The 21161-nt window shown below is 66.6% G+C and carries 19 protein-coding genes; all 19 read right to left on the reverse strand.

The genetic code is table 11. The annotated features are described in order from the left end of the window. Positions 1-22 precede the first annotated feature (22 nt). The 19 genes from ACTWPB_RS21380 to ACTWPB_RS21470 all read right to left on the reverse strand — a co-directional run bounded on the left by ACTWPB_RS21380 (position 23) and on the right by ACTWPB_RS21470 (position 21118). The gene (locus tag ACTWPB_RS21380; protein WP_446222351.1) at positions 23-1906 is read right to left on the reverse strand and encodes a multicopper oxidase family protein; all 1884 of its coding nucleotides are present in this window, start codon (positions 1904-1906) and stop codon (positions 23-25) included. Positions 1907-2088: 182 nt separating this feature from the next. Continuing rightward, a complete protein-coding gene (locus ACTWPB_RS21385) occupies positions 2089-2970 on the reverse strand; it encodes an NAD(P)-dependent oxidoreductase (RefSeq protein ID WP_446222352.1) in 882 nt (293 codons plus the stop codon). Between the two features lie 50 nt (positions 2971-3020). Then, positions 3021-3659, reverse strand: coding sequence for a class I SAM-dependent methyltransferase (locus ACTWPB_RS21390; RefSeq protein WP_446222353.1), 639 nt, complete (start codon positions 3657-3659; stop codon positions 3021-3023). Then, on the reverse strand, positions 3659-5281 hold the full coding sequence (nuoN, locus tag ACTWPB_RS21395; protein WP_446222354.1) for an NADH-quinone oxidoreductase subunit NuoN: 1623 nt from the start codon (positions 5279-5281) through the stop codon (positions 3659-3661). Before nuoN ends, ACTWPB_RS21390 begins: the two co-directional genes overlap by 1 nt. Continuing rightward, a complete protein-coding gene (locus ACTWPB_RS21400) occupies positions 5278-6900 on the reverse strand; it encodes an NADH-quinone oxidoreductase subunit M (protein WP_446222355.1) in 1623 nt (540 codons plus the stop codon). The genes nuoN and ACTWPB_RS21400 overlap by 4 nt, the downstream gene beginning before the upstream one ends. Further along, positions 6897-8783 carry an NADH-quinone oxidoreductase subunit L gene (gene nuoL, locus ACTWPB_RS21405; protein WP_446222356.1) on the reverse strand — a complete coding sequence of 629 codons (1887 nt, stop codon included), beginning with the start codon at positions 8781-8783 and terminating at the stop codon, positions 6897-6899. Before nuoL ends, ACTWPB_RS21400 begins: the two co-directional genes overlap by 4 nt. Before the next feature lies 1 nt (position 8784). After that, positions 8785-9084, reverse strand: a complete 300-nt coding sequence (gene nuoK / locus ACTWPB_RS21410) for an NADH-quinone oxidoreductase subunit NuoK (protein ID WP_056819797.1) — start codon at positions 9082-9084, stop codon at positions 8785-8787. After that, entirely contained in the window at positions 9081-9998 is a 918-nt protein-coding gene (locus ACTWPB_RS21415; RefSeq protein WP_446222357.1) for an NADH-quinone oxidoreductase subunit J, read from the reverse strand. Before ACTWPB_RS21415 ends, nuoK begins: the two co-directional genes overlap by 4 nt. Continuing rightward, positions 9995-11785, reverse strand: a complete 1791-nt coding sequence (gene nuoH / locus ACTWPB_RS21420; RefSeq protein WP_446222358.1) for an NADH-quinone oxidoreductase subunit NuoH — start codon at positions 11783-11785, stop codon at positions 9995-9997. The genes ACTWPB_RS21415 and nuoH overlap by 4 nt, the downstream gene beginning before the upstream one ends. After that, positions 11778-14189, reverse strand: a complete 2412-nt coding sequence (locus ACTWPB_RS21425) for an NADH-quinone oxidoreductase subunit G (protein ID WP_446226437.1) — start codon at positions 14187-14189, stop codon at positions 11778-11780. The genes nuoH and ACTWPB_RS21425 overlap by 8 nt, the downstream gene beginning before the upstream one ends. Before the next feature lie 98 nt (positions 14190-14287). Next, positions 14288-15610, reverse strand: a complete 1323-nt coding sequence (gene nuoF, locus ACTWPB_RS21430; protein ID WP_446222359.1) for an NADH-quinone oxidoreductase subunit NuoF — start codon at positions 15608-15610, stop codon at positions 14288-14290. Continuing rightward, a complete protein-coding gene (gene nuoE / locus ACTWPB_RS21435) occupies positions 15607-16320 on the reverse strand; it encodes an NADH-quinone oxidoreductase subunit NuoE (RefSeq protein WP_446222360.1) in 714 nt (237 codons plus the stop codon). The genes nuoF and nuoE overlap by 4 nt, the downstream gene beginning before the upstream one ends. Positions 16321-16369: 49 nt before the next feature. Beyond that, on the reverse strand, positions 16370-17683 hold the full coding sequence (gene nuoD / locus ACTWPB_RS21440; protein ID WP_446222361.1) for an NADH dehydrogenase (quinone) subunit D: 1314 nt from the start codon (positions 17681-17683) through the stop codon (positions 16370-16372). Further along, positions 17683-18435 (reverse strand): NADH-quinone oxidoreductase subunit C, encoded by a 753-nt coding sequence (locus tag ACTWPB_RS21445; RefSeq protein ID WP_446222362.1) that lies wholly within the window; start codon positions 18433-18435, stop codon positions 17683-17685. The genes nuoD and ACTWPB_RS21445 overlap by 1 nt, the downstream gene beginning before the upstream one ends. Then, the gene (locus tag ACTWPB_RS21450) at positions 18432-18986 is read right to left on the reverse strand and encodes a NuoB/complex I 20 kDa subunit family protein (RefSeq protein WP_378913693.1); all 555 of its coding nucleotides are present in this window, start codon (positions 18984-18986) and stop codon (positions 18432-18434) included. Before ACTWPB_RS21450 ends, ACTWPB_RS21445 begins: the two co-directional genes overlap by 4 nt. A 10-nt stretch (positions 18987-18996) precedes the next feature. Continuing rightward, positions 18997-19377: an NADH-quinone oxidoreductase subunit A gene (locus tag ACTWPB_RS21455; RefSeq protein ID WP_056819816.1), complete on the reverse strand. Its 381-nt coding sequence runs from the start codon at positions 19375-19377 to the stop codon at positions 18997-18999. Positions 19378-19750: 373 nt separating this feature from the next. Then, a complete protein-coding gene (locus tag ACTWPB_RS21460) occupies positions 19751-20152 on the reverse strand; it encodes an Rv3143 family two-component system response regulator (protein WP_446222363.1) in 402 nt (133 codons plus the stop codon). Between the two features lie 142 nt (positions 20153-20294). Beyond that, positions 20295-20642 (reverse strand): thioredoxin family protein, encoded by a 348-nt coding sequence (locus ACTWPB_RS21465; protein WP_446222364.1) that lies wholly within the window; start codon positions 20640-20642, stop codon positions 20295-20297. Further along, positions 20639-21118 carry a MerR family transcriptional regulator gene (locus ACTWPB_RS21470; protein ID WP_446222365.1) on the reverse strand — a complete coding sequence of 160 codons (480 nt, stop codon included), beginning with the start codon at positions 21116-21118 and terminating at the stop codon, positions 20639-20641. The genes ACTWPB_RS21465 and ACTWPB_RS21470 overlap by 4 nt, the downstream gene beginning before the upstream one ends. Positions 21119-21161 lie beyond the last annotated feature (43 nt).

The raw sequence follows: 21161 nt of genomic DNA on the forward strand, positions 1-21161 counted from the left end.
GGCCGAAACACTGGCCGCGGGGCTAACCGGTGACGCGGATCCGTTGCATCATGTCGTGGTCCTCGTGGTCGAGGTTGTGACAGTGCCAGACATAGCCGCGGATCTCGGGCGGCGCATCGGCTGCGTCGTGGCCCATGGCGGCGTGCGGCGCCACCACTTCCGCACCGGCCGGGATCCGCAGCGGCTGATCCGGGTCGAAACCGAGTTCCTCGACCGAGGGCCAGTACACGTAGACGCGGGTGACGGTGTCGGCCGGGCAATGCACGGTGTCCTTCCAGCCTGCCTCCCACGGTGCGGGCGGCAGGTCGGGACCGAAGGTGAACCCGTCGACGGGCGGGTTCCAGCGCACACCCAGCTGGGCGGGCGGCAGGTGCGCCGCCCAGTAGGCCGAGCTGAGGATCGACTGGCGCGAGCCGATACGCTGCCGGGCCAGGTGCAGGTGGATGGGGTGGTCGAACGGAGTCACATTGACGATGTCCCAACGCTCGACAGTTCCCGCCTGTGCCACTTCGATGTCGTCGGTGAGGAACGGCAGATTGTTGATCGCCATCATCGTCGGGAAGTTCGCCGCCCCGCGGTCGGAGTCGTTCAAACCCATCAGCGTCATCGTGCGTGTGCGGGTTGGATCACTCAGTGGCGGAAGGGGATCGGGCAGGCCGGGTCCGCCGCGCAACACGGCGGGCACCCGGGCGGGCGAGCCTTCGCCGCCGACCGTGAATCGCATGATGGGCCGCAATTCCGGGACCATGAACACGGCGTTGCCGAAGTCGTTGAGTTCGGTGTTGATCAACTCGAACCGCTCACCGTCGCGTAGGCCGGTGAAATCAACGAGGATGTCGGCGCGTTCGCCCGGACCCAACCGAACCAGCGCGGTCGGCACGGGGGCGTCGAGCAGTCCGAGGTCATTACCGATCACCCAGAACGGCATCCCGTTGCTCAGCCCGAAGCCGTAGGTGCGCGAATTGGATCCGTTCAGCAGCCGGAAGCGGTAGAGGGTGCGGCGCACATCGAGGTTCGGCCATGCCACTCCGTTGACGCAGGCCACGTCCCCGAACTGGCCGGACTGGTTGTAGCCCTGCGGGATATAGGTACCGACCATCGGCTGCAGGCTGCCGTCGGGGTTGAAGGTGCGGTCCTGCACGATCAGCGGGATCTCGAACTCGCCGGTCGGCAATCCCAGCGGGTTATCGGCGGTCCCGGTGTCGTACTCGTCGCGCAGGTAGTACAGCCCAGCCAAGCCGGCCTGGACATTGAGCCGGGTGATGCCCATCGCGTGGTCGTGGTACCACAGTGTGGCTGCCTCCTGCCGGTTGCTGTAGACGTTGCGCTGGCTACCACCGTTGCGCCACGAGATCATCGGGTGCCCATCGGAGTCCGGGGCGTTGACACCTCCGTGCAGGTGCACCGTCGAGCGCGGGTCGGTGCGGTCGAGTTCGGTGGTGGCGTGCATCGTGACATCGACGTGTGGGCTGAGCACGTGACTACCGAGGTCGTTGCGGAAGGTGATGTGCGCCGGTCGGCCCCGGTGTCCTTCCAGGATCGGACCCAGTAGTGGCTGCGAATAGCCCCACGTGCGGGTTTCGGGCAGGTCGCGGTGGTATCGGTGCATGCCCGACATCGAGACCAGTTCTCCTGCGGCGGGCCGGATGTCGGGAATCGGTAGAGCATCGACGAACGGCTCCAGCGGCGGCGAATGATAGTTGAGCGGGGTGTAGGTGGGCGGCGGCACCGGCGGCAAGGGCAACAGGGCGGGTGGGAAGGGGGTGGTGTCGGCCTGCGCGAATCCCGTGGCGCCCAGCGCGAGCACGCCCACCGCACCGAACAGGAAGCCTCGCCGCGAAGCTGTCGGCGAGAGATGGAGATGGTTCCTCGACGCCATCTCGTACCCGACCTCTCTCGTGATCATGCCCGCGATGGTGTGCTGCGAGTCTTCATACATACCACCGTCTGCCAGTTTCCCGCGGTAGCCCGGGGTCGAGTCCACCTGCGTGGTGTAGCGAGGTGACACCGCGTGAGAACTATCGACAACCCGCGACAGTTGGATACGTGACCTCGGTCCTCGAGGTTTCAGGTGCGGCAGCGCCGTGATCATCGACGGCTGAAGTATTCGACCAGTCGGGCGTAGCTGTCGTGTCCGTGGCCTGCGGTGATGGCGTCGGCGACCAGGTTTCGTGTGTAGGTGGGCAGATCTGTGTCGATGCCTCGTGCCCGGCTTTCGGCGATCAGGTCATCGAGGGAGGGCAGGTGGTGGTTCAGGGCGCCGAACGGGGTGGCGAATTGTGCGTGATCTATTTCGTTCGCCAGCATCGGGAACAAGGTCGGTAGTGCCGACAAGGACGGCTGTGCCAGCTGGTGGAACTCGTCGATCCGAAGGCCGGCGTCGCCGAGAAGCGCTGCGGCGTGGAGGAATCCGTTCAGCAGACCCCACATGATGTCGTGGACGGCCATACCGTACAGCGCGGGCACACCCGGGTCGGATGAGACGAAAGTGGCGCGGCCGCCGAGGACTTGGAGCAAGGTTTCGTAACGGTCGAAGGCGGGGCGGGCGCCGCCGTAGAACACCAGCGTTTCCGGGGCGCCGATGGCCGGAGCGATGGTCATGATCTGACCGTGCAGGTAGTCCGCACCGTGTTCACGCACCAATCTTTCAGTCGCAGTGGCCTGTTCGGAAGTCCCGTCGGTCAGGTCGACCACGGTTCGCCCTGCGAGCTCCGCCCCCGACGTGCGCAACAGTTCCGCTGCCACCGCACCACCTGCGACATTGACGATCACGACCTCGGCCGCGCCCACAGCCTCCGCGGCGGTCGCGGCCCACCGCGCTCCCTTGGCCACCAGCGGATGTGCTTTGTCTTCCGACCGGTTCCACACGGTGACAGGGTGACCGCCGTCCACGAGGACAGCGGCCAGTGCCGACCCCATCTCGCCCAAACCCAGAACTGCGACTGCCGGTGCGTTTTCGTATCCACTCATGGAACGGACACTAGAAGCTCAACTTCTCTTCAGGTCAAGGCCCGGAGGATCTACCTGCGCACGATGGTCGCGAGCCAGGCGGGGGTGGAATCGTGGAAGCGGGTTCGGAGGTGTTCGGGGGCGATGGTCGTGATCTGCCATGCGGGACTGTCGGCGAAGGGGGCGGTGAGGGCTTCCCTGCTGACCGGATGGGGGCCCGTGTCGGCTCCGATGTCGCTGAAGCACAACACATACAGGGTGGCGCCGTCGTCGGCGACCGAGGCCAGGCTCGCGACGTATTCGACGCGTTCGACCTCGTCGAAGGTGTGGAAGAGGCCGCAGTCGAGGATCGTTTCGAAGCGGCGGTACAGGCGTTGCAGGTGGAGGGCGTCGGCCATGGCGAAGTCGACGTCGACGTCGCGGTCATCGGCTGCTTGCCTGGCGATGGCCAGCGCCGTTTCGGCCACGTCGACGCCGAACACCGGCAGGCCACGAGCGGCGATGAACAGTGCGTTGTCGCCGGTGCCGCAACCTACGTCGAGGACAGGTCCGGAGAATCCGCCTACCTCGGCCAGGCGGACAACAGCCGGTTGCGGGGCGCCGATGTCCCACGGTGCTGGGCCGTCGAGATAGGACGCGTTCCACGGATGGCCTGCGTGGCGTTCGTGACTGGTCGGTGGGCGAGGGTCGGGCCGGGGAGTCGACGGCATCAGCGGATGAACAGGGCGTAGCGGTCGGCGAGATCGAGAACCGGCTGGGGGAAGATGCCGAGCAGCACGGTGGCGCCCGCGCTGAAGGCAACTACCAAGGTGGTCGCGAAGGGGGCGGTCACGATGGGTGCGTCGGACGGGGGGTCGGTGAAGAACATCAAGACGATGACGCGGACGTAGAAGAAGGCTGCGATAGCGCTGCAGAGGACACCGATGATGACCAGCGAGGTGTAGCCGCTACCGGAGGCGGCCGCGAAGACGGCGAACTTGCTGACGAACCCGCTGGTGAGTGGCAGACCGGCGAACGACAGCAGTAGCAGGGCGAATGCCGAAGCGAGCCACGGGGATCGGCGTCCGAGGCCCGCCCACAGCGACAGCGCGGTGGCTTCGTCACCGGACGCGTCGCGGACCAGACTGACCACCGCGAACGCGCCGACGGTGCCCAAGCCGTAGGCCAGCAGGTAGAACAGCACGGCCGCGACACCGGCGGTGTCGGCGGCGACGATACCGACGAGCAGGAACCCGGCGTGGGCGATCGAGGAGTAGGCCAGCATTCTCTTCACATCGGTCTGGGTGATCGCCATGACCGCACCGACGACCATCGTCGCTACCGCGACCGCGGCGATGACCGGTCGCCAATCCGAGCTCAGCGCATTCACTCCCACCATCAGCACCCGCATGGTCGCACCGACAGCGGCGATCTTGGTAGCAGCGGCCATGAAGGCGGTGATCGGTGTCGGCGCACCCTGGTACACATCGGGCACCCAGGCCTGGAACGGGACAGCACCGATCTTGAACAGCAGACCGACAGCGAGCATCCCGATCCCGAGCAGAGCCAGTGTCGCGTTCTCGGGCTGCTTGTCCAGTGCCGCACCGATTCCCGGCAGTGACACCGTGCCGGTCTGCCCGTAGAGCAACGCGACGCCGTAGAGGAAGAACGCGGAGGAGAACGCACCGAGCAGGAAGTACTTCATCGCCGCCTCCTGCGAGAGCAGCCGTCTGCGGCGAGCCAGCCCACACAGCAGATACAGCGGCAGCGACAGCACTTCGAGCGCGACGAACATCGTCAGCAGATCATTCGACGCGGGAAACAGCAGCAGACCACCCACCGCGATCATGGTCAGCGGGAACACCTCGGTGGTCGAGACACCGGAACGCACCGCCGCGAGTTCGTGCGCGCTGCCGGGCACCGCGGAAGCCTGCGGAGTGAACGCGTCGACCCCTCGATCCAACGCCGCCGCCGCCCGGTTCCACGTGCCCGGCCCACTGCGCGCCCGCGGCACCGCACCGCGCTCGGCGATCAGGAGCAGACCCAGCAGCGCGACCAGCAGGATCGTGCCCTGCAGGAACAACGTGACCCCGTCGATGGCCACCGCACCCACCACCGCCGTGCCTTCGGATCCCGCGAGCAGCACCACCGCCACCAACGCGCCGACGACACCGGCCAGCCCGAGCACCACCTGCGTCAGATACCGGTAGGGCCGTGGCACGAACGCTTCGACGAGCACCCCCACCACACCGACCGCGAAGACGATCAGCATCGGGGCGAGCAGGTGGTATTCGATGCTCGGTGCGGGCGCGATGGCCGCGAGCTCGGTGATGGTCACGGAGTCCGTCCTCATTTGTGGCCGCCCGCGGGCGGGGTGGCCGCACCTGCTGCGGGAGCGCGGACCGTCGGAGCGGGATCGTGCTTACCGATCGTCGACAGGGTGTGTCCCACCGCGGGATCCACCAGATCCAGGATCGGTTTCGGGTAGAACCCGAGCACCAGCAGGGCTACCAGCAGCGGCACCACCACGGCCAGTTCGCGCGGCACCAGATCACGCAGGTGCTCGTTGCCCTTCTTCAGCGGGCCGGTCATCAACCGCTGATACAGCCACAGCACGTAGATCGCGGCCAGCACCAGAGCACCTGTCGCGATCACCGCCGCCACCTGATACTTCGGGAATGTGCCGACCAGGACCAGGAATTCGCTGATGAACGGCGCCAGACCCGGCAGTGACAGAGTGGCAAGGCCGGCGATGAGGAACGTGCCCGCCAGCACCGGCGCGACCTTCTGCACGCCGCCGTACTCGGCGATCATCCTGGTTCCACGCCGGGAGACGAGGAACCCGGCGATGAGAAACAGTGCGGCCGTGGACAATCCGTGGTTGACCATGTACAGCGTCGCCCCGGATTGGGACTGGCTGGTCATGGCGAAGATGCCGAGAATGATGAACCCGAAGTGCGAGATCGAGGTGTAGGCGATCAGGCGCATCACATCGGTTTGGCCGATCGCGAGCAGCGCGCCGTAGACGATGCCGATCACGGCCAGGGTGATCACCAAGGGTGCGAAGGTGTCCGATGCCAGGGGGAACAACAGCACGCAGTAGCGCAGCATGCCGAAGGTGCCGACCTTGTCGACGACCGCCATCATGAGCACCGCGCTGGACGGGGTGGCCGAGACCGCCGCGTCGGGCAGCCACGTATGCAGTGGCCACAGCGGCGCTTTCACCGCGAAGGCGAACATGAAACCCAGGAAGAGCGCGTTGAGCACCGCGGTGCTGCCCCCGAGTTCGCCATTGTTGGCCGCGGCGACCACGACGCGCAGATCGAAGGTGCCCGCGGATCCCTCGCCGAGGCCTGCCGTGGCGGTCAGCACGTACAGCCCGATCACCGCGGCGAGCATGATCAGCCCACCGAACAGGTTGTAGAGCAAGAACTTCACCGCGGCGCGCGAACGCTGGGCGCGGATCGCGGCGTCGGTGGTGCGGGTGCCGAAACCGCCGATGAGGAAGTACATCGGGATCAGCATCGCTTCGAAGAACACGTAGAACAGCAGGATGTCGAGGGCGAGGAACGAGATCAGCACCATCGCCTCGACCAGCAGCATCAACGCCATGTAGATGTGGATGGTCTTGCCGCCGTCGCCGGTGGCGGTGTCGTCGTTCCAGCCCGCCAGGATCAGCAGGGGAACCAGCACCGCGGTCAGCAGGACCAGCGCGGTGGCGATGCCGTCCAATCCGAGGGTGTAACCGACGCCGAATGCCGGGATCCATTCGTGGGATTCGACGAACTGGTACTGCGCACCGCCGGGTTGGAACCGTACCGTCAGGACGACGGCGAGCGCGAGCACACCGATCGACACCGCGAACGCGACGCCGCGCGCCACATTGCGGCGGGCGGCGGGCACGACGAGCACCACACCCGCCCCGATCGCGGGGGCGAGCCAGAGTGTCGTCAGCCAGGGAAACGAGTTCACCAGAACCTCACCGCCAGCAGGGCAGCGGCCACCAGGGCTGCGCCGGTGAACATGGACAGGGCGTAGGAGCGCACGAAACCGGTCTGCACCTTGCGGATTCGCGCCGACAGCCCACCGATCGCGGCGGCGGTCCCGTTGACGATTCCGTCGACACCCTTCGCGTCGAGGAACACCAGCGCCCTCGTGAGATGGCGACCGGGGCGCTCGAACACGGTTTCGTTGATCTTGTCGCCGTAGAGGTCGCTCCGCGCGGCTACGGTCAGCACGCCGACCGGCTCCGGCGCGACCTCGGGAATGGCATCTTCTGCGTACTTGCGGTAGGCGATGGCCACGCCGATCGCGACAGCCGTCAGTGCCAGCCCGGTCACCACCGCCGCGGGGATCACCGGTTCCGCGTGATGAGAGCCGACGACGGGTTCGAGCCAGTTCACCAGCGACGAACCCCACACGAACAGTCCGCCTGCGAAGACAGATCCGAACGCGAGCAGGATCATCGGCCCGGTCATCACTGTTGGTGACTCGTGCGGATGGGTGTCGGGCTTCCAACGGCGCTCGCCGAAGAACGTCATCAGCATGACCCTGGTCATGTAGAAGGCGGTGAGTGCGGCACCGAGGAGCGTGACCACGCCGAGCACGATTCCGGTGGACCCGCCGTGATCGAAGGCCGCCTCGATGATCTTGTCCTTGGAGAAGAACCCGGAGAACGGTGGCACTCCGATGATGGCGAGATAGCCGAGGCCGAAGGTGACGAACGTGATCGGCATCAGCGTGCGCAGGCCGCCGTAGCGGCGCATATCGGTTTCGTCGTTCATCGCGTGCATCACCGAACCGGCACCGAGGAACAGCCCCGCTTTGAAGAAGCCGTGGGTGAGCAGGTGCATGATCGCGAACGCGTAGCCGGCGGGGCCGAGGCCGACGGCCAGGATCATGTAACCGATCTGGCTCATCGTCGAGGCGGCCAGTGCCTTCTTGATGTCGTCCTTGGCGCAGCCGATGATGGCGCCGAACAGCAACGTCACCGCACCGACAGCGAGCACCGCGGTGCGCGCGTTCGGAGCGAGATCGTAGATCGGGTTGGAGCGGGCGATCAGGTACACACCCGCGGTGACCATGGTGGCGGCGTGGATGAGCGCCGAGACCGGGGTGGGGCCTTCCATCGCGTCACCGAGCCACGACTGCAGCGGCACCTGCGCGGATTTACCGCAGGCGGCCAGCAACAGCAGCAGTCCGATCGCGGTGAGCGTGCTTTCGCTCGCGCCGGGGCTCGCCGCGAACACGGTCCGGAAGTCGAAGGACCCGAACGTCGCGAACATGACCATCATGGCGATGGCCAGGCCCATGTCGCCGACCCGGTTCACCACGAACGCCTTCTTGGCTGCCGTTGCGGCCGAAGGTTTTTCGTACCAGAACCCGATCAGCAGATAGGACGCCAGGCCCACACCTTCCCAGCCCAGGTACAGCACGAGGAAGTTGTCGGCCAGGACCAGCACGAGCATGGCGGCCAGGAACAGGTTGAGATAGCCGAAGAACCGGCGCCTGCCCGGATCGTGGCTCATGTAGCCGATCGAGTAGAGGTGGATCAGCGACCCGACACCGGTGATGAGCAGCGCGAAACAGATCGACAGCTGGTCGAGCTGCAAGCTGAAGCCGACTTGGAGATCACCGACGGGCACCCAGTTGAACAGTTCCTTGTGCACGGCGCGGTCGGCGTCGGCGCGGCCGAGCATGCCGACGAACGCGAAAACGGCGACAGCGAACGAGGCCAGCGCGGCCGCGGTGGCCAGATACGGGCCCCAGCGGTCGGTGCGGCGGCCGAACAGGAGCGAGACGATCGCGCCTGCGAGCGGGAGGGCGGGCAGCAGCCACAGCATCGCGGTACCCATGTCAGAACTTCAGCAGGTTGGCGTCGTCGACCGAGGTCGACCGGCGGGCACGGAAGATCGTCATGATGATGGCCAGGCCGACGACGACCTCGGCGGCGGCGACCACCATGGTGAAGAACGCGATCACCTGACCGTCGAGGTTGTCGTGCAACCGGGCGAAGGTGACGAACGCCAGATTCACCGCGTTGAGCATCAGCTCCACACACATGAACACCACGATCGCGTTGCGGCGCAACAACACTCCCGCGGCGCCGATGGTGAACAGCAGCGCAGACAGGAACAGGTAGTTCTGGGGGTTCACCGCTTGCCTTCCTCGTCGTCGATCGGGGTGTCTACTACGACGGTTCTCGGCCGCCTTGATTCTGGACTGACCGGAGGGTGCGACGAAGGAGTGCCCGCAGGGAGGGAAGAATCGAGGCTTCCGGGCCGAGAACCCGCGGCACCAGCCGCCAGGAATAGAGCCTCGGTGTGGGCGCGAGTGCGGCGGTGACGCAGGATCGTGCTCACCGAGAGTTCGGCGAAGGAGCCGTCGGGGAGCTGGGCGGGGCTGTCGACAGCGTTGTGCCGCGCGTAAACACCCGGTGTCGGTAGCGGAGTCGCCCGTTCGCCCGCGGTGCGGAAGCGGTCGCGCGACATTTCGCGTTGCCCGCGTTTGGGGGTGAACTGCTCGCGGTGGGCCAGCACCATCGCACCGATAGTGGCCGTGATCAGGAGTGCGCCGGTGAGTTCGAAAGCCCACACGTAGCGCAGGAAGATCAACTCGGCGAGTTCGGCGATCACGTCACGGTCGCCGAACCCGCGGCCGGGGAAGCTGGTTCCGCGCTCGCGCAGGGCCGCGCCGATGCCGCCGATGAACAGCAACCCGAATCCGACCCCGACGATCGCCGCGGCGATGCGCTGACCACGCAACGTTTCCCGCAGCGATTCCGCGGAGTCGACGCCGACGAGCATCAGCACGAACAGGAACAGCATCATCACCGCGCCCGTGTACACCACGATCTGCACGACGCCGAGGAACAGCGCGCCCTGCGCGATGTAGAACACGGCGAGCGCGATCATGGTGGCGGCCAAGCATATTGCCGAATGCACGGCCTTGGCCGCGGTCACCATACCCAGTGCGCCGAGCACCGCGATCGGGGCGAGCACCCAGAACAACACGGCCTCACCGGTGGAGGTGCCGGCGATCTCGGCGGCCAGCATCTGTGCGGTGCTCATCGAAGTACCTCCTGCTCCGACGGTGCCGGACCGACTCGGCCCAGGTAGTAGTCGGCCGCGTCCGTGCCCGGTGCCATCGGGTGTGGCGCGGGAGTCATGCCCGGCTGCATCGGGGCAAGCAGCTGGTCCTTCTCGTAGATGAGGTCGGCGCGGTTGTCGTCGGTCATCTCGTATTCGTTGGTCATCGTCAGCGCGCGCGTCGGGCAGGCCTCGATGCACAGGCCGCAGCCGATGCAGCGCAGGTAATTGATCTGGTAGACGCGTCCGTAGCGTTCACCGGGGGAGAAGCGTTCGTCCTCGGTGTTGTCGGCACCTTCGACGAAGATCGCGTCGGCCGGGCACGCCCACGCACACAGTTCGCAGCCGATGCACTTCTCGAGTCCGTCCTCGTAGCGGTTGAGCTGGTGGCGGCCGTGATAGCGCGGTGCGGTCGGTACCTTCTCTTCGGGGTAGGACTCGGTATTGGGCTTCTTGAACATCGTGGCCGCGGTAACAGCGAAACCGGCGAGCGGTTCGAACAAGCCGATCCGTGGTTCGTCGTTCGCGGGCCGTGGTGGCATCGGCGGAACCGGGAATCCGAGGAACACCGACGAGGTCGAGGGCTGCTGTGGCGGCAACGGCGGTAGACCCTTGCTGCGGCCGGCGCGCAGGAACATCGCGATCATCGCCGCGGTGATCACCAGACCCACACCGACCAGGATCAGGTTCTGTCCGGGGAGGCCTTCGAGATCGATGACCCGTGCGGCGGCCACGACCATCACCCACACGAGCGAGGTGGGGATGAGCAGTTTCCAGCCGAGGTTCATGAACTGGTCGTAGCGCAGCCGGGGCAGAGTGCCGCGCAGCCAGACGAACACGAACAGGAACGTCCACACCTTGAGGGTGAACCACAGCAGCGGCCACCAGCCGGAGTTGGCGCCCTCCCACAGGCTGATCGGGAACGGTGCGCGCCAGCCGCCGAGGAACAGCGTCGTCGCCAGCGCCGACACCGTTGCCATGTTCACGTATTCGGCGAGCATGAACATCGCGAACTTCAGCGACGAGTACTCGGTGTGGAAGCCGCCGACGAGTTCACCTTCGGCTTCGGGCAGGTCGAACGGCGCCCGGTTGGTTTCGCCGACCATCGACACGCAGTAGATGAGGAACGAGGGCAGCAGCAGGAAGACGTACCAGGTGCCCTCCTGCGCGCTCACGATCCCGGAGGTCGCCATGGTGCCCGACAGCAAGAACACCGTGGCGAAGGTCAGTGCCATCGCGATCTCGTAGGAGATCACCTGCGCCGTCGAGCGCAGGCCGCCGAGCAGCGGATACGTCGAGCCCGACGACCAGCCGGCCAGCACGATGCCGTACACGCCGATGGAGGTGATGGCGAGGATGTAGAGCACGGCGACAGGCATATCGGTGAGCTGCAACGCGGTTCGCGTTCCGAAGATCGACACCTCCGGGCCCATCGGGATCACCGCGAACGCCATGAACGCCGGGATCACCGAGATGATCGGGGCGAGCACGAAGATCGGCTTGTCCACGATGGCCGGGATGATGTCTTCCTTGAGCGCCATCTTCACGCCGTCGGCGACGGACTGGAGCATGCCGCCGGGCCCGATCCGGTTGGGGCCGATCCGCATCTGCATCCACGCGACGACTTTGCGCTCGGCGTACACCGCGATCAACGGCACCAGCATCAGGTAGACGAACACGCCGAGCGCCTTGACCACCACCAGCCACAGCGGGTCGGTGCCGAAGACAGGTCCGGCGTCTGCCGCGAGGAGTAGCACTCGATCACTCATGACGGTGTTCCTTCATCCTGTCGTCGGCGCGACGCAGGCGCACTACGGCGCCGGGTGTCACACCGAGTTCGGCGGCGACCGTCGAGCCGGGCGAGTGCAGCGGCAGCCACACCACCCGGTCGGGCAGGTCCGTGATCATCAGCGGCACCGAGATCTCGCCGCGATCGGTGGAGACGATGACGTGATCGGCATCGTCGGCTTCGATCTCGGCGGCGGTCGCGGCCGACAGGCGTGCGACCGGCGGGCGGGCGACGCCGGCGAGGTTGGGTTCACCGTCCTGCATGCGACCGGCGTCGAGCAGCATTCGCCACCCGGCCAGCACCGCCGTTCCGGGGCCGGGTACGGGGCGGGTCTGGCTGGTCAGTTCGGGTGCGGGGAGGGGGGTGCCGTTCCAGGGGCCGAGCGAGTCGAGTTCGGTGCGCGCGGCGGCGGTGTCGGGCAGGTTGATCGGGACGCCCATCTGAGCGGACAGCGAGTGCAATACCCGAAGGTCCGACAGCGGGGCGGCGACGCGGCGGGTGGTGTCGAGCGCGGCCGCGGCGAAGGGGCGTGGTCGGCCTTCCCAGGTGCGGAAGGTGCCGGACTTCTCCATCGCGGTCGCCACCGGGAAGACGACGTCGGCACGTTCGGTGACGGCACTGTGCCGCATTTCGAGGCTGACGACGAACCGGGCCGCGTCGATGGCGGACAGTGCGGCCGCCGGGTCCGGCATATCGGCCGGATCGACACCGCCGATGACCAGCGCACCAAGCTGGGCCGCGCTCGACAGGATCGCGGTGGCATCGCGCCCCAGCGTGACCGGGAGTTCTCCGGACTGCCACCGATGTCGAACCTGCTGGCGCGCAGCGGGATCCACCACGGGCCTGCCGCCGGGCAACAGGCCGGGCAGCGCGCCCGCTTCCAGCGCACCACGTTCGCCGGCACGACGCGGCACCCACGCCAGCGCGGCACCGGTGACATCGGTCAGCCGGGTCACCGCCGTCAGCGCGCCGGGGCTGCCCGCGAGACGTTCGCCCGCCATGACGACTGCGCCCGGCGTGTTCAGCATCGCCATGAGTTCGGTGGCATCAGCCGAAGTTTCAGCCATGATCGAGGTGATGACATCGGCTTCGCCGCAGGGCGGTGTTTGGATGAGCGCGCCCGACATGCGTTCGAGGCCACGGGAGGCGAACGGTGCCAGCGACACCACCCGCTGCCCGCGTGTTCGTGCGGCTTTGCGCAGCCGCAGGTAGACGATGGGCGATTCTTCTTCCGGTTCGAACCCGACCAGCAGCACGACCGGTGCTCTGTCGAGTGCGGCGAAGTCGACCTGGACACCGCGTCCGGCGATGCGGGCGGCGAGGAATCGTTGCTCCTCTTCCGAGTGCACCCGGCTGCGGAAGTCGATGTCGTTGGTCGCGAGGACCATTCGCGCGAATTTGCTGTACGCGTAGGCCTCTTCCTCGGTGACTCGTCCGCCGACGAGCACTCCGGCATTGCCGATCGCGGCGCTCAGGCCCGCGGCGGCGGCGGTGAGGGCTTCGGGCCAGGAGGCCGGGGCGAGGACACCGTCCCAGCCGCGAACCATCGGTGTGGTGAGGCGGTCGCGTTCGGTGGCGTAGGCGAAGGCCCAGCGGCCTTTGTCGCAGTTCCATTCCTCGTTGACCTGGGGATCGTCACCGGCCAAGCGACGCAACACTTTTCCACGGCGATGGTCGGTGCGTTGCGCGCACCCCGAGGCGCAGTGCTCACAAACACTCGGTGTGGAGACCAGGTCGAACGGGCGCGCCCGGAAACGGTAGGACGTGCCGGTGAGCGCGCCCACGGGGCAGATCTGCACGGTGTTGCCGGAGAAATAGGAGTCGAGGGGCTCGGCCTGGGCGATGCCGACCTGTTGCAGCGCGCCACGATCCATCATTTCGATGAACGGGTCGCCGGCGACCTGCTGGGTGAACCGGGTGCAGCGTGCGCACAACACGCACCGCTCCCGGTCCAGCAGCACCGCCGTCGACAGCGGGATCGGCTTCGGATACGTCCGCTTTTCACCGTCGAAACGGGATTCGGCGCTGCCGGTGGACATCGCCTGGTTCTGTAGCGGACACTCGCCGCCCTTGTCGCAGACCGGGCAATCCAGCGGATGGTTGATGAGCAGCAACTCCATCACCCCGCGCTGAGCCTTTTCGGCGACCGGGGAGCTCATCTGGGTGCGCACGATCATGCCGTCGGTGACCGGGATAGTGCAGGAGGCGACCGGCTTTCGCTGCCCTTCCACCTCGACGAGGCACTGTCGGCACGCACCGACCGGGTCGAGCAGGGGGTGGTCACAGAAGCGGGGGATCTCCACGCCGATCAGTTCGGCGGCGCGGATCAGCAGGGTTCCGGCGGGCACCTCGATGGTGGTGTCGTCGATGGTGACGCTCACCATGTCGGCGGGCACCACGCCGCTGCTGCTACTGGTGGCAATGGCCGGCCCACCCGCCACCCGACCGCCGCCCGTCAAGGAATCGCTGCGCGATGCTGGATTCATCGGTCCTCTTTCGCTGATGCCCACACGGTCGAGGCGGCCGGATCGAACGGACAGCCGCCGAGTCGCTGATGCGCGAGGTATTCGTCGCGGAAGTACTTCAGCGAGGAGAAGATCGGGCTGGCCGCGCCGTCACCGAGCGCGCAGAACGATTTGCCGTTGATGTTGTCGGCGATGTCGGCGAGCTTGTCCAGGTCGGTTTCGGTGCCATGGCCCGCTTCGAGTCGGCGCAGCAATTGCACGAGCCAGTAGGTGCCTTCCCGGCACGGTGTGCATTTGCCGCACGATTCGTGGGCATAGAACTCGGTCCAGCGCAGGACCGCGCGCACCACACAGGTGGTGTCGTCGAAGATCTGTAAGGCCTTGGTACCCAACATGGATCCGGCGGCGGCGACACCTTCGTAGTCGAGGGCGACGTCGAGGTGTTCGTCGGTGAACATCGGTGTCGAGGAACCACCGGGGGTCCAGAACTTGAGGGTGTGCCCGGCCCGCACGCCGCCCGCGTAGTCGAGCAGCTCGCGCAAGGTGATGCCGAGCGGGGCCTCGTACTGGCCGGGGCGGGCGACGTGTCCCGACAGGGAGTACAGCGTGAAGCCGGGTGACTTCTCGCTGCCCATCGAGCGGAACCATTCGGTGCCGTGGCGCAGGATCGAGGGCACGCTGGCAATGGATTCCACATTGTTGACCACGGTCGGGCACGCGTACAGGCCGGCGACCGCGGGAAACGGTGGGCGCAGCCGGGGCTGTCCGCGCCTGCCTTCCAGGGAATCGAGCAGGGCGGTTTCCTCACCGCAGATGTAGGCGCCCGCACCGGCGTGCACGATCAGGTCCAGGTCGAAACCCGAGCCGAGGATGTCGTGGCCGAGCAATCCCGCCGAATAGGCCTCGGCGACGGCGGCTTGGAGTCTGCGCAGCACCGGGATCACTTCGCCGCGGACGTAGATGAACGCGGTCGCGGCCCGGATCGCATACGCGGCGATCACGATGCCTTCGATGAGGGTGTGCGGGGTGGCCAGCATCAACGGGATGTCTTTGCAGGTGCCGGGTTCGGATTCGTCGGCGTTGACGACGAGGTAGTGCGGTTTCGTCGTGCCGTCGGGGCCGGGGCCCTGTGGGATGAACGACCACTTCATCCCGGTGGGGAAGCCCGCGCCGCCGCGACCGCGCAGACCCGCGTCCTTGACGGTGTGGATCACCTCGTCGGGCGTCTTGCGCAGGGCGGCGCGGAGTCCGTCGTAGCCGCCGGTCGCGCGGTAGCTCTCGAGGGTCCAGGACCGCGGGGTTGCCCAGTGTTCACTGAGTACCGGGGTGAGCGTCGTCATCGCGATCCCCCTGCCGTGTCATCTTGTGCGGCGATTTCGAGCCCTGCCAAGGTGGGTGCGCCCGGTGCTCCTTCGAGCGCGCCGGGGCGCTCGTCGGGGAATCCGGCGAGGATGCGGGCCGTCTCACGGAACGTGCACAGTGGTGCGCCGCGGGTCGGACGGACCTGGTGGCCCGCGCGCAGGGCATCGGCGATAGCGACTGCCGATTCAGGAGTCTGGTTGTCGAAGAATTCCCAGTTCACCATCATGACCGGTGCGTAATCGCAGGCGGCGTTGCATTCGATGTGTTCGAGGGTGATGGCGCCGTCGGGGGTTGTCTGGCCGTGTCCGATGTCCAGATGTTGTTGCAGTGCTTCGTAGACGGCGTCACCGCCGAGGACGGCGCAGAGGGTGTTCGTGCACACGCCCACGTGGTAGTCGCCGGTGGGGGTGCGCCGGTACATCGAATAGAACGTGGCTACCGCGGTCACTTCGGCGCCGGTGAGGTTCAGGTGATCGGCGCAGAAGTCGATGCCGGTGCCGGTCACACAGCCTTCCTCGGCTTGCACCAGGTGCAGCAGCGGGAGCAGCGCGGAGCGGGGGTGTGGGTAGCGGGTGATGATCTCCTTCGCGTCCAGTTCGAGGCGTTCGCGCACGTGCGGTGGGTACGGTTCCGGGCGCGTGCTGAGCTTCAGGAGAATCGGTGTGGTGGAGGGCTGTTCGATAGTCATCGGTCTACTCCGCCCAATGAGAGGTCAGTGCCCGGACGGTGTTCCGTGTTCATCGGTCCACTCCGCCCATGACGGGGTCGATGCTGGCGACCGAGGCGATCACGTCGGCGACCATGCCGCCCTCGCACATCGCCGCCACCGCTTGCAGGTTCGTGAACGAGGGGTCGCGGTAGTGCACCCGATACGGCTGGGTGCTGCCGTCGCTGACCATGTGCACACCCAGTTCCCCGCGCGGGGACTCCACCGCCGAATACACCTGTCCCGCAGGCACCCTGATGCCCTCGGTGACGATCTTGAAGTGGTGGATCAGCGATTCCATGGAGGTGCCCATGATCTTGCCGATGTACCTGTTCGAGTTGCCCAGACCGTCGGGGCCCAGTTCCAGGTCGGCGGGCCAGGCGATCTTCTTGTCGTCGATCATCACCGGTCCAGGCCGCAGCTTGTCCAGGCACTGTTCGACGATCTTGATCGACTCGCTCATCTCGGCGACCCGGATGATGTAGCGGCCGTAGCAGTCACAGCCGGTAGTGGTCGGGATGTCGAATTCGTAGTTCTCGTAACCGCAGTACGGGTCTGATTTGCGCAGATCGTGCGGCAGGCCGGTGGCGCGCAGGACGGGGCCGGTGATGCCGAGTGCCATGCAGCCGGTGAGGTCGAGGTAGCCGATGTCCTGGGTGCGTTTCTTCCAGATCGGGTTGGCGCTGAGCAGGTGCTCCATATCGCGGAGCCGGCCGGGCAGGAGGTCGAGCAGTTCACGGACTTTGGTGACGCCGTCGTCGGGGAGATCCTGGGCCAGGCCGCCGGGGCGGATGTAGGCGTGGTTCATTCGCAGGCCGGTGATGGTTTCGAAGACGTCGAGGATGAGTTCGCGTTCACGGAAGCCGAACAGCATCGGGGTGAGCGCGCCCAGCTCCATGGCGCCGGTGGCCAGCGCCACCAGATGCGAGGAGATGCGGTTGAGCTCCATCAGCAGCACCCGCACCACGGTGGCGCGTTCGGGGATCTGCTCGGTGATGTCGAGGAGTTTCTCCACGCCGAGGCAGTAGGCGGTCTCGTTGAAGAACGGGGACAGGTAGTCCATCCGGGTCACGAAGGTGACACCCTGGGTCCAGTTGCGGAATTCCAGGTTCTTCTCGATGCCGGTGTGCAGGTAGCCGATGCCGCAGCGGGCCTCGGTGACGGTCTCGCCCTCGATCTCGAGGATCAGGCGCAACACCCCGTGCGTGGAGGGGTGCTGGGGGCCCATGTTCACCACGATGCGTTCTTCGGCGCCGCCGTCGATCACTTCGCTGACCTGGTCCCAGTCCTGGCCTGCGACAGTCACTACGGGTGGTTCGTCGCGGCGGAAGTCGGTGTCGGTCATCAGCTGTAGGTCCTCCGCTCGTCGGGCGGCGGTATGCGCGCGCCCTTGTACTCCACCGGGATCCCGCCGAGCGGGTAGTCCTTGCGCTGCGGATGGCCGCGCCAGTCGTCGGGCATGGTGATGCGGGTCAGGGAGGGGTGCCCGTCGAAGAGGATGCCGAAGAAGTCGTAGGTTTCGCGTTCGTGCCAGTCGGTTGTCGGATACACCGAGAACAGCGACGGGATGTGCGGATCGGCGTCGGGCGCGGACACTTCCAGCCGGATGCGGCGGCCGTGGGTGATCGACATCAAGGGGTAGACGGCGTGCAGTTCGCGGCCGTTGTCGTCGGGATAGTGCACGCCGTTGACGCCGAGGCACAGTTCGAATCGCAGGGAGCTGTCGTCGCGCAACGTGCTCGCGACGGCGACGAGATGTTCGCGCCGCACGTGCAGGGTGAGTTCGTCGCGGAACACCACGATCCTCTCGATCACGGTGTCGAAGGCGATGACCCGTCCAACGAGTGCGGCGCGCAACGTGCCGACGAACGAGTCGAACCAGCCGCCGTACGGGGGCGGGGTGCCCGCGGGCAGGGCGACCGGGGTGACCAGGCCGCCATAGCCGGAGGTGTCGCCGGTGCCGCTGACGCCGAACATGCCGCGACGGGTGCCGATCACCTCGTCCTCGGGCGGTTTCGGTTGCGGCTGGACGGGCGGTTCCTCCGGAATTTCTTGGCCCGCAGTGCTGTCGGTGTTGTCGGGGGAGTCGAAGGTCATCGCAGCAGCCCCTCCATCCGGATGGTCGGTGTGCTGGCCAGCGCGGCCGTTTCAGCGGCGCGGATCGCTTCCTCGCGGTTGACGCCCATCGGCATCTCGGCGATTTTCGCGTGCAGCGCCAGGATCGCGTTGAGCAGCATCTCCGGGCGCGGCGGGCAGCCGGGCAGGTAGATGTCGACCGGGACGATATGGTCGACGCCCTGCACGATGGCGTAGTTGTTGAACATGCCACCCGAGGACGCGCAGACCCCCATGGCCAGCACCCATTTCGGTTCGGTCATCTGGTCGTAGACCTGACGCAGCACCGGCGCCATCTTCTGGCTCACCCGGCCGGCCACGATCATCAGATCGGCCTGACGTGGGGAGGCGCGGAACGCTTCCATGCCGAATCGGGCGATGTCGAATCGTCCGGCGCCGGTGGCCATCATCTCGATCGCGCAGCACGCCAACCCGAACGTCGCGGGCCAGACCGAGCCCTTACGCAGGTAGCCGGCGAAATCCTCGACGGTGCTCAGCAGGAACCCGCTTGGCAGTTTCTCTTCGAGACCCATTATTTCCCACTCATTCCCAGCTGAGGCCGCCGCGACGCCACTCATAGGCGTAGGCGACAGACACATTGACGATGAACAGCGCCATCGCGGCGAGACCGAACAGCCCGAGCGTGTCGAAATGCACTGCCCACGGGTAGAGGAACACGATCTCGATGTCGAAGATGATGAACAGCATCGCCGTGAGGTAGTACTTCACCGGAAAGCGCTGTCCCGCTGCATTTCCCGGGCCACCGGCGATGGCGTGCGGGGTCGGCTCGATGCCGCATTCATAGGGTTCGAGTTTGGCCCGGTTGTAGCGTTTCGGGCCGATCAGCGACGCCATGATGACGGAGAACACCGCGAACGCCGCGGCGATGGCGCCGAGTACGAGTGCGGGCACCTCGATATTCACGACTGCACTTCCCCTCCTCGCTGGAGCAGGCCGAGCCGTGTGGCCAGGCCGCGGACGGCAGCTTTCGGCGAGACGGGGCCGAGGAACGTTGTCCGCCGAACCGGGGCTCGCGCAAGGCTGTGCAGCGATGGCGGAGCGTTATACAAGAGCCCGTGCTCGTGTGAGCTAGAGCACAGACTACCGCCGTTTCGGGGCTCCGCCGCACGTTTCCGGGGCGGGGTTTGATCGATATCGGAACCGCGATTCATGAGCGATACGGGGGTAATCGCCTACGGGCATGCGACAGCGAACCACGGGCATTACCAGTGGTGATAGACAGAATGGTGCTAGGCGGACTATCCGACGGTTCGGGACGATGTCCGGACGCTCCCGGTCAGCGGGCGAGCAGGACCCCGGCGACCGCGTTGGTGAGCTGCATGGGGTCGATCGGGTGCGAGACGGCGGCCTCGGCACGCGACCAGTTGGCCAGCCAGGCGTCATCGGGCCGACCGGTGAGCACGACCACCGGCGGGCAATGATCGATTTCGTCCTTGAGCTGTTTGGCGATACCGAGGCCACCGGTCGGGGCGGATTCACCGTCGAGGATGGCCAGATCGATCCCGCCGGCATCCATCTGCTCGATGACCACCGGTGCGGTGGCGACCTCGAAGAAGTCGAGCTCGGGTAGATCGGCACGCGGCCTACGGCCCAGCGCCAGGATCACCTGTTGACGGGTATCGGCATCGTTGCTGTAGACCAGCACACGCAGAGGGGTGGAACCATGGGATTCGGCCACGCTCGGATCGTACGTCCGGGTGTGGCGCCACCGTGGCAGGTTCGCCGGATCCGGCAGTTGGCCTGCGGCGCAAGGATCTCCACCGCAGGCCTTCGGGAGTGGCGACGACCGTACCGGCGGCACTGACATCCGTCTATCGGGGTCAGTGGCTCGCTGCGTCGTCCAGCTCGGCTAGGAGCCGGGCTTTGGAGCGGGCGCCGACGAGGGTGCGCAGCAGTTGGCCGTCGCGGAAGAGCAGCAGCGTCGGGGCCGCCATCACGTGGTAAGTGCGGGCGGTGAGCGGGTTCTCGTCGGCGTTGAGGGTGCGAACGGCGAGGGTGTCCGCGCGTTCGCGGGCGACTTCGGCCAGCACGGGGGCGATCATTTTGCACGAAGGGCACCACGTGGCCCAGACGTCAACGAGGACAAGGCCGGGGTGGGTGAGGACGTCGCGGTCGAATGATTCATCGGTCACCGCGACGGTGCCGGCGATCGCGGAACTCTGGGTCATCGTGATTCCTTCAGTTCGGTGGGGTTGTCGTGTGGTTGCTCGGCGTGCCGTTCGGTCGCCCGATCGCGGTCTGATGGGGGCTGCCGAGCGAAGACCGCCTCCGGCCACGGGAGCATTCGAGTGGTGCGGTGCGCGGCGGTGCGGAGCCGATCGGTGAGGGCGTCTCTGCGGGCGGTGAGTGCTTCGATTTCTGCGTTCAGTGCGTCGATGGTCCGCTGGTATTCGGCCAGTGAGGCGGGGCAGTCGTCGACGTGTTCGCTGCCTGTCGCCAGGCAGTCCAGGAACGGACGTGTCTCCTCCACCGGGATTCCCAGACGATTCAGGGATCGGATTTCCTGCACCAGCCGGACGGTGTGGTCGTCGTATTCGCGGAAGCCGTTGGGGTGACGTTCCGGCGCGACCAGCCCCAAAGCCTCGTACCGCCTGATGGCCTTGGGGCTGAGCTGAGCCAGCCGCGCAAGCTCTCCGATCCTCATACAGCGAATGTAAACGCTGCCCCCAGGGGCAAGGTCAAGCACG

The organism is Nocardia sp. IBHARD005 (assembly GCF_052814245.1).

Coding starts and splice junctions, on each gene's coding strand:
- ACTWPB_RS21380 (WP_446222351.1), bottom strand. CDS start 1,906: ATGATCACGAGAGAGGTCGGGTACGAGATGGCGTCGAGGAACCATCTC.
- ACTWPB_RS21385 (WP_446222352.1), bottom strand. CDS start 2,970: ATGAGTGGATACGAAAACGCACCGGCAGTCGCAGTTCTGGGTTTGGGC.
- ACTWPB_RS21390 (WP_446222353.1), bottom strand. CDS start 3,659: ATGCCGTCGACTCCCCGGCCCGACCCTCGCCCACCGACCAGTCACGAA.
- nuoN (WP_446222354.1), bottom strand. CDS start 5,281: ATGAGGACGGACTCCGTGACCATCACCGAGCTCGCGGCCATCGCGCCC.
- nuoL (WP_446222356.1), bottom strand. CDS start 8,783: ATGGGTACCGCGATGCTGTGGCTGCTGCCCGCCCTCCCGCTCGCAGGC.
- ACTWPB_RS21415 (WP_446222357.1), bottom strand. CDS start 9,998: ATGAGCACCGCACAGATGCTGGCCGCCGAGATCGCCGGCACCTCCACC.
- nuoH (WP_446222358.1), bottom strand. CDS start 11,785: ATGAGTGATCGAGTGCTACTCCTCGCGGCAGACGCCGGACCTGTCTTC.
- ACTWPB_RS21425 (WP_446226437.1), bottom strand. CDS start 14,189: ATGGTGAGCGTCACCATCGACGACACCACCATCGAGGTGCCCGCCGGA.
- nuoF (WP_446222359.1), bottom strand. CDS start 15,610: ATGACGACGCTCACCCCGGTACTCAGTGAACACTGGGCAACCCCGCGG.
- nuoE (WP_446222360.1), bottom strand. CDS start 16,320: ATGACTATCGAACAGCCCTCCACCACACCGATTCTCCTGAAGCTCAGC.
- nuoD (WP_446222361.1), bottom strand. CDS start 17,683: ATGACCGACACCGACTTCCGCCGCGACGAACCACCCGTAGTGACTGTC.
- ACTWPB_RS21445 (WP_446222362.1), bottom strand. CDS start 18,435: ATGACCTTCGACTCCCCCGACAACACCGACAGCACTGCGGGCCAAGAA.
- ACTWPB_RS21450 (WP_378913693.1), bottom strand. CDS start 18,986: ATGGGTCTCGAAGAGAAACTGCCAAGCGGGTTCCTGCTGAGCACCGTC.
- ACTWPB_RS21465 (WP_446222364.1), bottom strand. CDS start 20,642: ATGACCCAGAGTTCCGCGATCGCCGGCACCGTCGCGGTGACCGATGAA.
- ACTWPB_RS21470 (WP_446222365.1), bottom strand. CDS start 21,118: ATGAGGATCGGAGAGCTTGCGCGGCTGGCTCAGCTCAGCCCCAAGGCC.